Source organism: Bacillus sp. (in: firmicutes), assembly GCF_031983925.1.
Classification (GTDB): domain Bacteria; phylum Bacillota; class Bacilli; order Bacillales; family Bacillaceae_G; genus Bacillus_A; species Bacillus_A pacificus.
The window spans coordinates 273,501-288,575 of the sequence record NZ_DALYZR010000001.1; the positions used below are offsets into that span (position 1 = coordinate 273,501).

The following is a 15,075-nucleotide window of genomic DNA, read 5'->3' on the forward strand; positions in this document are numbered from 1 at the left end:
TGATAAAAAGGTTAAAGCATTTTACATAGAAAAAAACATTGCAAAATCTTTTTGTTTCCACTATACTAATGGATGTCATAACGTTTGGGTAATCGCTGCAACGCCAACGTTGTAGAGGAAAGTCCATGCTCGCACGGCCTGAGATGGCTGTAGTGTTCGTGCCTAGCCAATTCATAAGCTAGGGTATTCTGGCTGTAAGGCTGGTTTAACGGCAGGGAAAAAACCTAAGTCCTTTCGGATATGGTTTGACTACCTTTAAAGTGCCACAGTGACGAAGTCCTTGAAGAAATGATAGGAGTGGAACGAGGTAAACCCCACGAGCGAGAAACCCAAATAATGGTAGGGGAATCTTTTCCAAGGAAATGAACGATGGGAAAGGACAGGTTGTATAACCTGTAGATAGATGATTGCCACCGGAGTACGAGGCGTGGGCCGTTTGCAGTACAAAGGAACAGAACATGGCTTACAGAACGTTATGAACCAACTATGAAATAACTCAGCTCTCCTTTGTTAGAGGAGGGCTTTTTATTTGTATGAAGTTATAAATGATGAGTTAAAATGGTTAATGAGAAAATTCTTCGTAAAATGTAATAATTAATAGGAGAAATAGCTATTAATTATTGTTTGAATATACATAAGAGGTGAATGCAAATGGGAAAAGTTACTTTAATCGCAACAGCGGCAATGGGTATTGAAGCTTTAGTTGCCCGAGAAGTTCGTGATCTAGGTTATGAATGCCAAGTAGAAAACAGCAAAGTAACATTTGAAGCAGATGAAAAGGCGATTTGTCGCACGAATTTATGGTTACGTACTGCGGACCGTGTGAAAATTAAAGTTGGCGAATTTAAAGCGACAACATTTGATGAGCTGTTTGAGAAAACGAAAGCATTAAACTGGGGAGATTATATTCCAGAGAACGGTGAGTTCCCTGTTATCGGTAAATCTTTAAAATCTGAGTTATTCAGTGTTTCGGATTGCCAACGTATCGTTAAAAAGGCTGTCGTTGAAAAATTAAAAACAACATATAAACGTACAACTTGGTTTGAAGAAGATGGCCCGTTATTCCGTATTGAGATTGCAATGTTAAAAGATATCGCAACATTAACAATCGATGCGAGCGGTGTTGGACTTCATAAACGTGGATATCGTGTGGATCAAGGGGAAGCTCCTTTAAAAGAAACATTAGCTGCGTCTTTAATTAAATTAACAAACTGGAAGCCAGATCGTCCTTTCGTGGATCCTTTCTGCGGATCAGGTACAATTCCGATTGAAGCAGCATTAATTGGACAAAATATCGCACCAGGTTTTAACCGTGGTTTTGCATCGGATGAGTGGGGCTGGGTTGGTAAACAAAACTGGCGTGAAGCTCGTCAAGAAGTAGAAGATTTAGCGAACTATGATCAACCATTGCAAATCATTGGATCAGATATTGATCATCGTATGATACGTGTTGCTCAAGATAATGCAGAAGAAGTAGGTTTAGGTGATTTAATTACATTTAAACAAATGCAAGTAAAAGATTTCACAACAAAAGAGGATTATGGCTATGTTGTAACGAATCCTCCATACGGAGAACGTTTAAGTGAAAAAGCACTTGTTGAACAACTGTATAAAGAAATGGGACAAGTATTCCGTCCATTAGACACATGGTCGACGTATGTATTAACAAGTTACGAAGCATTTGAGAAGTGCTACGGAAAAGATGCATCGAAGAAACGTAAACTGTTTAATGGATTTATCCGTACAGATTACTACCAATACTTCGGAAAACGTCCACCTCGTAATTCATAGTATAAAACTCCTTTAGCGCGCATATACTGGCTATTATGTAATGCGTAAAGGAGGAACTGATATGGATAGTTTCCAATTATCAATGATTCAAAAAGCTATTCACCGTACGTATGATGAGCTCGGAAAAGAAGTGGATAACCAAGGTGCGATTGTAGATGAAATACAAAAAGCACAAGAAGAATATTTGTTAGCTCTTTCGCATGAAACAGCGATAGATAAACGGTATTTAAAGTCATTAATATAGACGAAAATTTTCCTTTTTCGAAAGGAAAATTTTTTTTCGTGTATTTCCATGTATTGCAACAGGGGAAAGTGGCTGCGCACATATGAGTAGCAGTTGCTATATCTTTTATAGAAAAACTTTTTGGTTGGAGGCTAAGGATGTTTACTGAGAAGAGATTACCATTTGAAGTAGGGAAACAAGACAATTTTTATGATAAGTTGAATGAGTGGATTGGAGATGTGTTTTACGACATCCTTCCGGAAAAAGGCTTTGAAGAGCGTGATGAACAAATTTTTATGGCGTTTCAATTAGAGCGTGCTTTCCAAGAAAAGAAAGTAATGTTCGCAGAAGCGGGTGTAGGAACCGGGAAAACAATTGTATATCTTCTATATGCAATTTGTTATGCACGTTATACTGGAAAGCCAGCGATTATCGCTTGTGCAGATGAAACATTAATTGAGCAGCTTGTGAAAGAAGAAGGGGACATTGCTAAATTATCTGAGGCATTAGGCTTATCGGTAGATGTAAGACTTGCGAAATCGATGGATAATTATTTATGTTTACGTAAACTTGAAGATGTTATGAGTGGACGAGCTCCAGAAGTAATTGAAGATGTATACTACGAATTACCGCAGTTTGTATTTGACCACGGTACGATGCAAAACTTTACTCACTATGGTGACCGAAAAGAATTTCCGCTTTTAAATGACGAGGAATGGTCAAAAGTAAATTGGGATTACTTCCAAGATTGCTTCACTTGTGATTCTCGACATCGTTGCGGGCAAACTCTATCACGTGAACATTATCGTAAAGCAGCAGATTTAATTATTTGCTCTCAAGATTTCTATATGGATCATATTTGGACGTATGATGCTCGTAAGCGTGAAGGACAAATTCCATTATTACCAGAAAGTAGTTGTGTTGTATTTGATGAAGGACATCTTGTAGAGTATGCAGCTCAAAAAGCTTTAACATATCGTTTAAAGCAAACGATGATGGAGCAACTTTTAACGAGATTATTACAAAATGATATTCGCGAGGAGTTTGCGCATTTAGTAGAAGAAACAATTTGGCAAACAGAGCGATTCTTTGATGTGTTACAAGAGAATAAAAAAGAAATTGCTGGTTCTGATCGTTTAGAAATTACTGTGACAGAAAAAGTAACGGCTGAAGCGAAGCGACTTTATGCGAAAATTGGTGAAGTCGGTGATGCATTAGTATTTGAAAGTGAAATGCATACAGTAAACACGTATGATTTAAATATCGTTGATGAACATTTAGATGTATTAGAGCATTCACTTCGTCTGTTTATGCACGAGAAAAATGTAATTACATGGGGTGAAGAAGGTGATGGAGCTTTCACGTTAGTAATTATGCCGCGTGCAGTTGAAGAAGTATTACAAGAGAAAGTATTCTCGAAGAAAATCCCGTATATTTTCTCTTCTGCTACATTATCTAACAACGATTCATTCGCATTTACAGCAAATAGTTTAGGGGTAAAAGATTACTTATCATTCTCAGTTGCCTCACCGTTTGATTACGAAGAGCAAATGGCAGTAAACTTACTATCTCATACGAAAGAAAACGAATGGGAAAGAAAGTGTCAATATACACTTGAAAATATACAAAAAACAAATGGTCGTACACTTGTATTGTTCCGTACAACACAAGAGCTTGCAGCGTTTAAAGAATATGTAAGTAAAGAACAAATGTCAGTTCCGTTCTTATATGAAGGGGACCAAGAAATTAGTCAGCTCGTTTCTCGTTTCCAAAATGAAGAAGAGACTGTACTTTGTGCCGTTCATTTATGGGAAGGTTTAGATATTCCTGGTTCATCATTATCACATGTTATTATTTGGTCATTACCATTCCCTCCAAACGATCCTGTGTTTGAAGCGAAGCGTAAACACGTAAATGATCCATTCTGGGATGTAGATGTACCATATATGATTTTACGTCTTCGTCAAGGGATTGGCCGTTTAATTCGTACGAGCGAGGATAAAGGTGCTATATCAATCTTCTTATCTGATACAGAAGATGAGAAAGTGGTAGAAGCGGTGAAAAACGTACTACCAGTAGAAGGTAAAGAATTATAAGGAGAAAGCTTGGCGCTTGCCAAGCTTTTTTTCTATTATAAAAGGAATTTGGATTTTCGTGTCGAATTAAGTTTGAGGTAGAAAAAGGAGGTTTTTATAGGATGACAGTAGCTACATATGAAGTGGAAAAACAATTTTTAACATATGTGAAGAAGATACAGAATTATGGAGAAGCATTAAGCTTAATGTTTTGGGACTTGAGAACAGGTGCGCCTAAAAAAGGTGTAGACCAGCGTTCAGAAGTAATTGGCATGCTTTCATCAGAAGTATTTGCTATGTCGACTTCAGATGAGATGGGGAACTATTTAACAGAGCTTGAAGCTTTAATAAGTGAAGACAAACTTTCTGAAACGACGAAGAAAATGGTGGAAGAGTGTCGTAAAGAATATGATAGAAATAAGAAAATTCCACAAGCGGAATACGAAGCATATGTGAAATTAGAAGCGAAAGCGGAAAGTGTGTGGGAAGAAGCTCGCGAAAAATCTGATTTCGAAATGTTCCGTCCGTATTTAGAACAAATCGTTGAATTTAAAAAGAAGTTCATTACATATTGGGGTTACGAAACATATAAATATAATACATTATTAGATATGTATGAGCCGGGTATTACGGTAGAAGTGTTAGATCACGTATTTGGTCAACTTCGTGAGCGTATCGTTCCGCTCGTAAAAGAAATATCAGAGTCGCAAAAGAGATTAAAGACAAGTGCTTTATCAGAGCATTTTTCAAAAGAAAAACAAAAAAACTTTACATTAGAGCTATTAAAGCAATTAAATTATGATTTTGAAGCAGGTCGTCTTGATGAAACGGTACATCCATTCGAGATCACATTAAATAGAGGGGATGTTCGTATTACGACACGCTATGACGAAAAAGATTTCCGTATGGCTGTGTTTGGCACAATTCATGAATGTGGTCATGCTGTATATGAACAAAATATTGCAGAGAAATTTGAAGGTACACCGCTATGTAGTGGAACGTCTATGGGTATTCATGAGTCACAATCATTATTCTTTGAGAACTTTATCGGTCGTAATAAATCATTCTGGAAGAAAAATTATGATTTATTAAAAGAGTATAGCGATGGTCAATTCAATGATTTATCAGTAGATGAGTTTTACGATGCGATTAATGAATCAAAGCCGTCGTTTATTCGTATAGAAGCAGATGAGCTTACATATCCGCTTCACGTCATGGTTCGTTATGAACTTGAGAAAGAATTATTTGATGGTACATTACAAGTGAGGGATTTACCAGCCGCTTGGAATGATAAGATGGAAGCATATTTAGGAATTCGCCCGGCTAACGATGCACAAGGCGTATTACAAGATGTTCACTGGGCTGGTGGTTCATTTGGATACTTCCCATCTTATGCGCTTGGCTATATGTATGCAGCGCAATTTAAGCAAAGAATGTTAAAAGACATTCCGAACTTTGATGCATTATTAGAAGAAGGAAACGTAACACCAATTCGTGAATGGTTAACAGAAAATATTCACCAATACGGTAAAACGAAAAAGCCACTTGAAATTTTAGAAGATGTAACAGGTGAAGGATTAAATGCAAATTACTTAGCAGATTATTTAGAAGCGAAGTATAAAGAAATTTACGAGTTATAAAAAGAGCTGCTTACTTGCAGCTCTTTTTTTAAAGGGGGGAGAAAAATGGATTATACATATACAGTAATGACGCAAGAAGAAGCAGAAGAAATTGCATACAACTGGCATTATGAAGGGGAATATTCCTTTTATGATATAGAGGCAGATGAAGAAGATTTAGCTGAATTTTTACATGATGAGAGTAGGGGGGATCATATCTTTTCTGTGAAGGAACATGGCACTCTCATTGGTTATTTTACTGTTTGTAAAATAAATGATGGGACGGTTGATATAGGTCTTGGAATGAAACCTAATATAACTGGAAACGGATTTGGTTTACAGTTCATAAACGCTATACTAGCTTTTAGTAAAGAAAAATATGGATGCAAGTATATAACACTATCAGTAGCTACATTTAATAAGAGAGCAATTAAAGTGTATAAAAGGGCAGGATTTGAAGCAGTTGGAACGTTTATACAGAAGACAAATGGTAGTTGTTTTGAGTTTTTGAAAATGAATTATATATGTAAAAATGATTAAAAACAGAAGAATCTCCTCTGTTTTTTATTTTGATGCAGAAATAAATAATATTTTTTGTAATTGGGTGCTTTGAATTTTTGATAGAGGATGTGTATGATTGAATTTCAGTAGTAAATGTGAAGTTTAGTCAGGAGAGGTAGAATGGTTACAATTAAAACGAAAAATGAAATAGATGTAATGCATGAATCTGGAAAGTTACTTGCTTCATGTCATAGAGAAATTGCGAAAATAATGAAACCAGGTATTACAACAAAAGAAATTAATACGTTTGTGGAAGCATATTTAGAACGGCATGGTGCAACGTCTGAGCAGAAAGGGTACAATGGATATCCATATGCGATATGTGCATCTGTAAATGATGAAATGTGTCATGCGTTTCCGGCCGATGTTCCTTTAACTGAGGGTGATATTGTAACAATTGACATGGTAGTAAACTTAAATGGTGGTCTTTCAGATTCTGCTTGGACGTATAGAGTTGGAAAAGTTTCTGATGAAGCAGAAAAGTTGTTACTAGTAGCTGAGAATGCTTTGTATAAAGGCATTGATCAGGCGATAATTGGTAATCATGTAGGAGATATTGGTTATGCGATTGAAAGTTATGTAGCAAGTGAAGGTTTTTCTGTCGCAAGAGACTTTACGGGACATGGAATTGGTAAAGAGATTCATGAAGAACCAGCAATTTTTCATTTTGGTAAGCTGGGACAAGGGCCTGAGTTACAAGAGGGAATGGTAATTACGATTGAGCCAATTGTCAATGTAGGTATGCGATATTCGAAAGTAGATTTAAATGGATGGACTGCGAAAACGATGGATGGGAAATTATCAGCTCAATATGAGCATACAATTGCGATTACAGAAGATGGACCGATCATTTTAACGAAGTTGTAATTTGGAATGAAAGAGTTTATAAAACTCGAACAAAAATGATGATTTTATAAAATTTGTCCGTGTTTTATTAATAAAAGCTTTTCAAAGTATAAAAAGTACGTTATAATCCTTCTATAAAATAAATAGTTAGCTACACTCATATAATCGCGGGGATATGGCCTGCAAGTTTCTACCGAAGTACCGTAAATACTTTGACTATGAGTGAGGACGAATATATTTGCTTGTTTAGCATTCTTTTTTTGCGAAACTCCAAAAGCGCGTCTCTCACTTGTAACGAGTGGTGGCGGCTTTTGGAGTTTTTTTATTGCATAAGAGGGGGAACAAACATGAAAGTATTACAAGAAAAGATTTTGAACGAAGGAAAGGTTTTATCTGGTGACGTATTAAAGGTAGATGCTTTTTTAAATCATCAAATTGATCCAGTACTTATGCAAGAAATCGGAAAAGAATTTGCTAAACGTTTTAAAGAAGAGAACATTACAAAAATCGTGACGATTGAATCTTCAGGTATTGCACCAGCGGTTATGGCTGCATTAGAACTTGGTGTAAAAGTAATTTTTGCTAGAAAGCGTAAATCGTTAACGTTACAAGATAATATGTATGTGGCAAACGTATATTCATTTACGAAACAAGAAACGAATGAAATCTCATTATCTCGAAATCATATCGATGAAAGTGATCGCGTTTTAATTATTGATGACTTTTTAGCAAACGGTCAGGCTGCTTTAGGTTTAATGAGTTTAGTAGAGCAAGCCGGAGCAAGTATTGCAGGTATTGGTATTGTTATTGAAAAAGCATTTCAAGATGGAGGAAAGAAGCTTCGTGAACAAGGAGTTCGTGTTGAATCACTAGCAGAAATTGCATCACTTGATAACGGCACAGTTACATTTGTACAGCATGAAACTGCGGAGGTGAAATAAGCGATGAAGCAACATCCATTTAAAATCGCATCACTTGGTATGCAGCATATGCTTGCAATGTATGCTGGTGCAATTATCGTTCCGCTTATTGTGGGCGGCGGACTTGGTTTAAATCAAAAAGAGTTAACGTACTTAGTCTCAATTGATTTATTAATGTGCGGCGTTGCGACAATTTTACAAGCATTATCAAATCGCTTTTTCGGTATTGGACTTCCAGTTGTACTTGGTTGTACATTTACAGCGGTTGGCCCGATGATTGCAATCGGGAAACAATACGGCGTATCCTCTATTTATGGAGCGATTATTGCTGCGGGGTTATTCGTTGTTATTTTTGCGAAATTATTTGGAAAGCTTGTAAAGCTGTTTCCCCCTGTTGTAACAGGATCTGTCGTTACCGTAATTGGAGTTACACTTGTTCCTGCCGCTATTAATGATATGGCTGGTGGAGTAGGAAGTAAAGATTTTGGTAGTCTTGAAAATTTAGCATTAGCATTTGGTGTGTTACTATTTATTATCATTATGTATCGTTTCTTTGACGGATTTATTCGTTCAATCTCTATTTTACTAGGTCTATTGTTCGGTACAATCGTTGCAGCATTTATGGGGAAAGTAAGCTTGCAAGCGGTTGGAGAAGCGGATTGGTTCCATGGTATCCAGCCATTTTATTTCGGTACACCAACATTTGAATTAACGCCAATTATTACGATGATTCTCGTTGCTTGCGTAGGGATTGTAGAAGCGACAGGCGTTTACTTTGCATTATCTGATATTTGCAATAAAAAGATTGGTGAAAAAGAATTAACAAAAGGTTATCGTGCAGAAGGATTAGCGATGGTGTTAGGTGGTATTTTCAACGCTTTTCCGTATACAACATACTCTCAAAACGTAGGGCTTGTTCAATTAACTGGAGTAAGAAATCGCGTGATTATTTACACGTGTGGTGGTATGTTAATCGTTCTTGGGTTCATTCCAAAAATCGCCGCTATTACAACAATCATTCCGAAATCAGTACTTGGCGGTGCGATGTTAGCGATGTTCGGTATGGTAATGGCATATGGTATTAAAATGTTAAGTAGCGTTGATTTTGGAAGACAAGAAAACTTATTAATCGTTGCATGTTCTGTCGGAATTGGACTAGGAGTTACTGTCGTTCCTACATTATTCTCACAACTTCCAGAAAGCATTCGTATTTTAACAGATAACGGAATCGTACTTGGAAGTGCGTCAGCAGTCCTTTTAAATATCGTATTTAATATGGTGCCCCAGCGTAAAGTGAAAGTAAAGGATGAACCAGTTCCGATACAAAGTGCGGTAAGAGAAGCGTAAAATTGATAAAAGGTTCAAATCGCATGCGATTTGAACCTTTTATTTTTGTGTTGCTTACGAGACCTTGCTTTTCTTTTTAAGTGGCATCATCTTTCCGTACGTACCAAGGCGCCATATATACTCAAGTGGCCCGTATTGGTAACGTGACAGCCACCAGCGGCTAATAAAGATTTGCAGCGTGTAGAAACCGATGCAAAATAGTGGTCCTACCCATAATGGAGCAAGATAATCATTTTTGAACAATATTCCGAATACAAGCAACGTAACAATTGTATGCGAGATATAATTTGTTAATGCCATTCGACCAACGTACTGGAACGGACGTAATATCTTTTGCCATTTTTCTTTTTGTAATAAACGCATGAGCGTGAAAATGTAGAATATGAATAATGTCTTTCCGCTTATCATCGTAATACCCATAAGTGAAAATGGTGTGTATGGTTGATTGTTCATAAAGAAGTAAACCATAATAAACCACATCGGTAATGTTAAAATGAACATAATGATTTGCCATTTTTTAAGTTTTGGATCTAATTCCTTAGCACGGCGGAAAATGTCTTTTTTACCGGCATATAATCCGAGTAAAAACAATCCTAGTGTTTCAGGAAGCATAATAAGACTGTTACTAATTGCTTCAGAATAGAAAGAATGGAATCGGTCTGTGATTTGTAAGCCCCAGTTTTCTAACGGCATAATTGCTGTGGAAAGGCCTAATTCCTCTACTGGCACGATTAACATGAGAAGAGAACCTAATAATGAGAACAGTTGCATGAAACTTAATAGTACAATTGACCAAATTAAAATAGTTCGTGGCTCTCTCTTATAAAATAAAAATAAGAAAAAACCAGTAATTGCATAAGTATGTAAAATGTCTCCGTCCCATAAAAGAACGTAATGTAAGAAACCAAATAATAATAAAATAAGTAAGCGACGAACAAATAAAGTTTTTGGTCGATCTGTTTTCGCTTCAGCACGAGTCATAAAAATGTAAAATCCTAGGCCGAATAAAAATGAAAAGATAGTATAAAACTTTGTTTGAATAAACATATCGTAAAATAGGCGAATGTAGCTGTCTATCCCTTCGTAAATTCCTGTAATATCACGTGAGTCAATCCCGGCGATAACAGGCCAGTTAACAAGAAAAATACCAAGTACAGCTATTCCTCTAATAATATCGATGGAGTGTATCCTCTCGCCTTGTGAAATATTTTGTGTCATTATTTTCCTCCTTGTTAAGTAATTCCCTTTTATTATACAAAATGTAAGATGGAGGGTATAGGGTGGATTTCCATTTTTTTTAACTATTAAGTTATGTAAGATGAGATATAATAAGAGTGCACAACAAGTTTTACCTTTTTTCAAAACAGGCAGTGAAGCTCCTTCTTATAAGGGGCTTTCTTTATGAAAAAGTGTTGATAATGATTCTCTTTAATGATAAAATGTATTCAAAAGTGATAATCATTATCAAAAAAGGTTGGTGCATGAGTATGGTATATGCATTAGTAGCAGGTACAGTCGCTGTATATGCAGTTATTGCAAAGTATGTTTTAAATGGAGTAGGAACAGCAAAATGAGTGATATTACATAAAATCCCTTTCATTTGTAAAAAGAATGAAAGGGATTTTTTATTTTTAATGAGAATATGCTGAAAATTTAGTATGATAGTAAAGTGAAAAGATAATCAATGAGTAGGTGCATTTCTCACTGGTTATTGGCTTGCAAATAGCATATACATCTTGGATAAAGGGGAACAAGGGGATGACAAACATAGTACAGACAAACGGTATGAAAAAACTTGTTTGTTTTTATGAAGAGTGGCAAAAACACGGCGATGCAGAGAATAGCTTAAAGTTGTTTGAAGTAATTCAAAAATATAAACGAGAGCAGCTTATGATAGCATTCTGCGGTCACTTCTCAGCAGGGAAATCAACGATGATGAATCATCTATATAAAGCGCAGTTGTTACCGACAAGTCCAATTCCGACAAGCGCTAACGTCGTTAAAATTGAAAAGGGATTTGATCGTGTTGTTGTAACGATTAAATCTGGAGAGCAGTACGAATATGACGGTGCATATTCAGCAGAAGAATTAAAACAAATTTGTAAAGATGGCGATGAAGTAATTGGTGTTCATATTTATCGGAATGATGCGCCAATTCCTGAAGGTGTTATGTTAGTTGATACACCAGGGATTGATTCAACAGATGATGCCCATCAACTAGCGACAGAATCAACGCTGCATCTAGCAGACGTGATTTTTTATATGATGGATTATAATCACGTCCAATCGGAAGTGAATTTACAATTTGTTAAAGAATTGAAACAACGTAATAAAACGGTTTATCTCGTTGTAAATCAAATAGATAAACATAAAGAAAATGAATTATCGTTTGCGGATTATAGAGATAGTGTAAAACAATCATTCTCTAACTGGGATATTGAAGTAGATGGAGTTTATTATACATCATTACGAATGATGAACCATCCACATAATGAAATTGAAAACCTAGAAACGTTAATTACTTCTATTATGAAAGAAAAAGAGCAGTATGTAAGAGATGGAATGGAGCGAGAAACAGAATATTTAATGGGGGAACATTTCTCGTTTATTCTTTCTGAAAATGAAAAAGCTCTTTTGAAATATGAGGAAGAGTTAGCATCACCGCTTTCCATTTCAGAAATAGTTGAAAAGAAAGAAGAGCTAACGGAAATGAAACATCGCGAGGCTAATAAAGAGTCTCAAATGAGAAATGAATTTATAAAAGGTTTACAAGCTATATTAGATAACGCGTATTTAATGCCATTTGAAATGAGAGAATTGGCAAATGCGTACTTAGAAACGAAATTAACAAAATTTAAAGTTGGTTTGCTATTTGCGAAAGGAAAGACTGAGCAAGAAAAACAGAGACGTTTAGATGCTTTTTATGCTGCTTTGCAAAAGACTGTCGAAACGCAACTTGATTTTCATGTGAAAGAATTTATTGTTGCCTTCTTAAAAGAAGAAGGGTTGTTTACAGAAGAGATTGGGAAAGACATATATGCTTTAGAAATTGCTTTTGGACCAGAAATGTTAGCGGAAGTAATTAAACAAGGTGCAGGTTTCACAGGTGATTACTTACTTCTTTATACAGCGGATGTAGCGAATGAATTAAAGAAACGCTATTTTACAAAAGCACAGCAAATTTTTGATAAAAGTGCAGTCGTTTTAAAGCAAAAGGTAAAAGAAGCAGTTGATCGTGTTGAAGAAGAGATTGAAACATATACGATGTTGCAAACTGCGAAAGAAACACAATTGCAATACAGTAACAATTTGGAGGCATATGAAGGCTATTTACAAAATATTTGGCATGATCGTGTTGCTACACCAGAAGGATTGCAAGTAGAGGAAATATTGCAAAGTAAAAAACAAATTGTTAGTGAGAAATTCACACTACAAGAGCAGGAAATTGTAAATGATAACGTAGCGGCTCGTGAGGAAGAGATAAAAGGAACGGCAGCTTTAAATATTCAGCGTATATTAGAGAAAGTGAAGAAAGCTGAAACGATATTAGAGCCATTGCCAGCGCTAAAACATGTACAGCAAGAGGTAATAGAAAAAAGGCGCCGTGTGGAAACGAAACAATTTACAGTGGCATTATTTGGAGCTTTTAGTGCTGGGAAATCATCATTTGCCAATGCATTGCTTGGTGAAAAAGTACTTCCTGTGTCACCAAATCCGACGACGGCAACGATTAATCAAATTTTGCCAGTTACAGAGGAAAAACCACACGGAACAGTAATGGTTCAATTTAAATCAAAGCAAGCCTTATTAGAAGATATGAAAGCTGTTTATAAGCTGTTTCATTATGAGATTACTACGTTAGATGAAGCGTTAGCACAGATTGATAAAGTTATGAAATACCCTTCACCAACTGGAAAGCAAAAAACAACATTTAGCTTTTTACGAGCGGTACAAAAAGGGTATGATACGGTTTCTGCGCATTTAGGTGAGCAAGTACAAGTTACATTAGATGAGTTTTCTGATTATGTAGCGAATGAAGAAAAATCTTGTTTTGTTGAGTACATGGAGCTTTATTATGATTGTGCATTAACAAGGCAAGGAGTAGCGCTTGTAGACACACCTGGAGCGGATTCTATTAACGCCCGCCATACAGACGTTGCGTTCCAGTATATTAAAAACGCAGATGCTATTTTATTTGTCACGTATTATAATCACGTGTTCTCTCGTGCCGACCGTGAATTTTTAATTCAGCTTGGTCGTGTAAAGGATACTTTTGCTCTTGATAAAATGTTCTTCTTAATTAATGCGGCCGATTTAGCAGAGTCTGAAGAAGAGCTTGAAATGGTAAAAGGTTATATCGCAGATCAGCTACTGCAATACGGTATTAGGAATCCGCGTTTATTTGCAATTTCAAGTTTATGTGCGCTTGAAGAGAAACAAGGGAAAAATATTGAAAAAGAGAAGTACGGTATTTTACAAAACTCTGGGATTGCTAAGTTCGAGGAATCATTTACATCCTTTATGATGAGAGATTTAATGCTCGTATCTGTTCATGCTTTATATGGTGCATTGCAAGGGGCAGATCAGCTGTTAGTAAATATGATAAATGGTGCAAAGCAGGGGAATGAAGAGAAAGAGAAGCAAACGAAAAAATATGAAGCAGAGCGTGATCAACTACTTCATATTATTTCATCATATAGTGTGCTTGCTGAAGAACAGGCGATGCAAAATGAAGTGAAAGAATTGCTTTATTACGTGCAACAACGTCTATTCCTACGCTATAACGATGTGTTTACTGAATTTATTAATCCAGCATCGCTTCGAACGGATGGAAATGTGAAAGTGCAGTTGCAGCAGTGTGTTATGGAATTAGTAGCATTTATTCAGCATGATTTATTACAAGAAATGCGTGCGACATCATTACGCCTTGAAAAATGGATAGATGAAGCGATGAAGCGTGCAAAGAATGAAATTGTGGTGAACTGTAAAGTAGAAAATGAATCAATTTCTATGAATGGAACAGTGGAATATGAATATAAAGATATTACACATAAAGAACCGTTCCCTTCAGTTGAAATAAAAGATTTCAAAAAAGCATTGGCACACTTTAAAAACGAGAAAAGCTTTTTTGAAAAGAATGACAAAGCCTTTATGCAAGAAGACGCTAAATCTGTATTAGAACCTCTCGTATCAAACTATGTAGCTGATGAAAAAGATTTATTTGTTCATCATTATAAGCAAGAGTGGGATTTGAAATGGAACTTATTCCAAAAAGTGATGCAGCAAGATGTGATGAATTATTATGAAAGTGTATTATTTGCATTGGCTGAAACAATTGATGTATCACTATATGAACAAAGTAAAGAACAATTGCAAAAGCAATTAGTAGAGATTGAAAAAGAAATGTATGTGATGTAGTCGTTATGAGAAAAAGATTCGTTCGATTTTCTTTTGTAGTACAGTATCTAAAGATTTGACAAACCCAGCAAATTCATCGGTAGAAATCATATGAGTAAGAACGAGTCGTCTGCCGTCTGGTGTTTCACCGCATAAGACGAACGAAGAAAATTCATATGTTTTGTTTTCTACTACTAATTTTGGATAGGAATACGTGTCGCTCTTCTTCTTCTTTCCATCAATAGAGATGACGTTGCATTTTTTCTCATTGTTGTCCATGGTGAATCCCTCCTTTC

General features: G+C 36.0%; 11 protein-coding genes, 1 other RNA gene and 1 riboswitch. Of the genes, 10 read left to right on the top strand and 2 right to left on the bottom strand.

Annotation, left to right across the window (positions count from 1 at the left end):
- The first annotated feature begins 80 nt into the window (after positions 1-80).
- From rnpB to pbuX, 9 genes are all read left to right on the top strand, one after another.
- Positions 81-471, top strand: an RNA gene (gene rnpB / locus RTP99_RS01515) — RNase P RNA component class B.
- Between the two features lie 180 nt (positions 472-651).
- On the top strand, positions 652-1,791 hold the full coding sequence (locus RTP99_RS01520) for a THUMP domain-containing class I SAM-dependent RNA methyltransferase (protein ID WP_000521235.1): 1,140 nt from the start codon (positions 652-654) through the stop codon (positions 1,789-1,791).
- 61 nt (positions 1,792-1,852) lie between these two features.
- Positions 1,853-2,035 (top strand): DUF3921 family protein, encoded by a 183-nt coding sequence (locus RTP99_RS01525; RefSeq protein WP_000376892.1) that lies wholly within the window; start codon positions 1,853-1,855, stop codon positions 2,033-2,035.
- A 137-nt stretch (positions 2,036-2,172) separates the two neighbouring features.
- Entirely contained in the window at positions 2,173-4,110 is a 1,938-nt protein-coding gene (locus RTP99_RS01530; protein ID WP_000493701.1) for an ATP-dependent DNA helicase, read from the top strand.
- A gap of 101 nt (positions 4,111-4,211) precedes the next feature.
- A complete protein-coding gene (ypwA, locus tag RTP99_RS01535; RefSeq protein ID WP_000215093.1) occupies positions 4,212-5,729 on the top strand; it encodes a carboxypeptidase in 1,518 nt (505 codons plus the stop codon).
- Between the two features lie 45 nt (positions 5,730-5,774).
- The gene (locus RTP99_RS01540; RefSeq protein ID WP_000386770.1) at positions 5,775-6,248 is read left to right on the top strand and encodes a GNAT family N-acetyltransferase; all 474 of its coding nucleotides are present in this window, start codon (positions 5,775-5,777) and stop codon (positions 6,246-6,248) included.
- A gap of 141 nt (positions 6,249-6,389) precedes the next feature.
- A complete protein-coding gene (locus RTP99_RS01545; RefSeq protein WP_000256354.1) occupies positions 6,390-7,136 on the top strand; it encodes a type I methionyl aminopeptidase in 747 nt (248 codons plus the stop codon).
- A 116-nt stretch (positions 7,137-7,252) separates the two neighbouring features.
- A riboswitch (purine riboswitch) is annotated at positions 7,253-7,354 on the top strand.
- 108 nt (positions 7,355-7,462) lie between these two features.
- Positions 7,463-8,056: a xanthine phosphoribosyltransferase gene (locus RTP99_RS01550; RefSeq protein ID WP_000866487.1), complete on the top strand. Its 594-nt coding sequence runs from the start codon at positions 7,463-7,465 to the stop codon at positions 8,054-8,056.
- A 3-nt stretch (positions 8,057-8,059) separates the two neighbouring features.
- On the top strand, positions 8,060-9,382 hold the full coding sequence (gene pbuX / locus RTP99_RS01555) for a xanthine permease PbuX (protein WP_000809226.1): 1,323 nt from the start codon (positions 8,060-8,062) through the stop codon (positions 9,380-9,382).
- A 54-nt stretch (positions 9,383-9,436) separates the two neighbouring features.
- Here pbuX and RTP99_RS01560 read toward each other — a convergent pair whose 3' ends face one another.
- A complete protein-coding gene (locus tag RTP99_RS01560; protein ID WP_000193091.1) occupies positions 9,437-10,600 on the bottom strand; it encodes a DUF418 domain-containing protein in 1,164 nt (387 codons plus the stop codon).
- A 540-nt stretch (positions 10,601-11,140) separates the two neighbouring features.
- On the opposite strand from RTP99_RS01560, the gene RTP99_RS01565 reads away from it, so the two are divergent.
- Positions 11,141-14,800 (top strand): dynamin family protein, encoded by a 3,660-nt coding sequence (locus RTP99_RS01565; RefSeq protein ID WP_000182149.1) that lies wholly within the window; start codon positions 11,141-11,143, stop codon positions 14,798-14,800.
- Positions 14,801-14,803: 3 nt separating this feature from the next.
- Here RTP99_RS01565 and RTP99_RS01570 read toward each other — a convergent pair whose 3' ends face one another.
- Positions 14,804-15,058: a DUF3931 domain-containing protein gene (locus RTP99_RS01570; protein WP_000369740.1), complete on the bottom strand. Its 255-nt coding sequence runs from the start codon at positions 15,056-15,058 to the stop codon at positions 14,804-14,806.
- Positions 15,059-15,075: the final 17 nt, after the last annotated feature.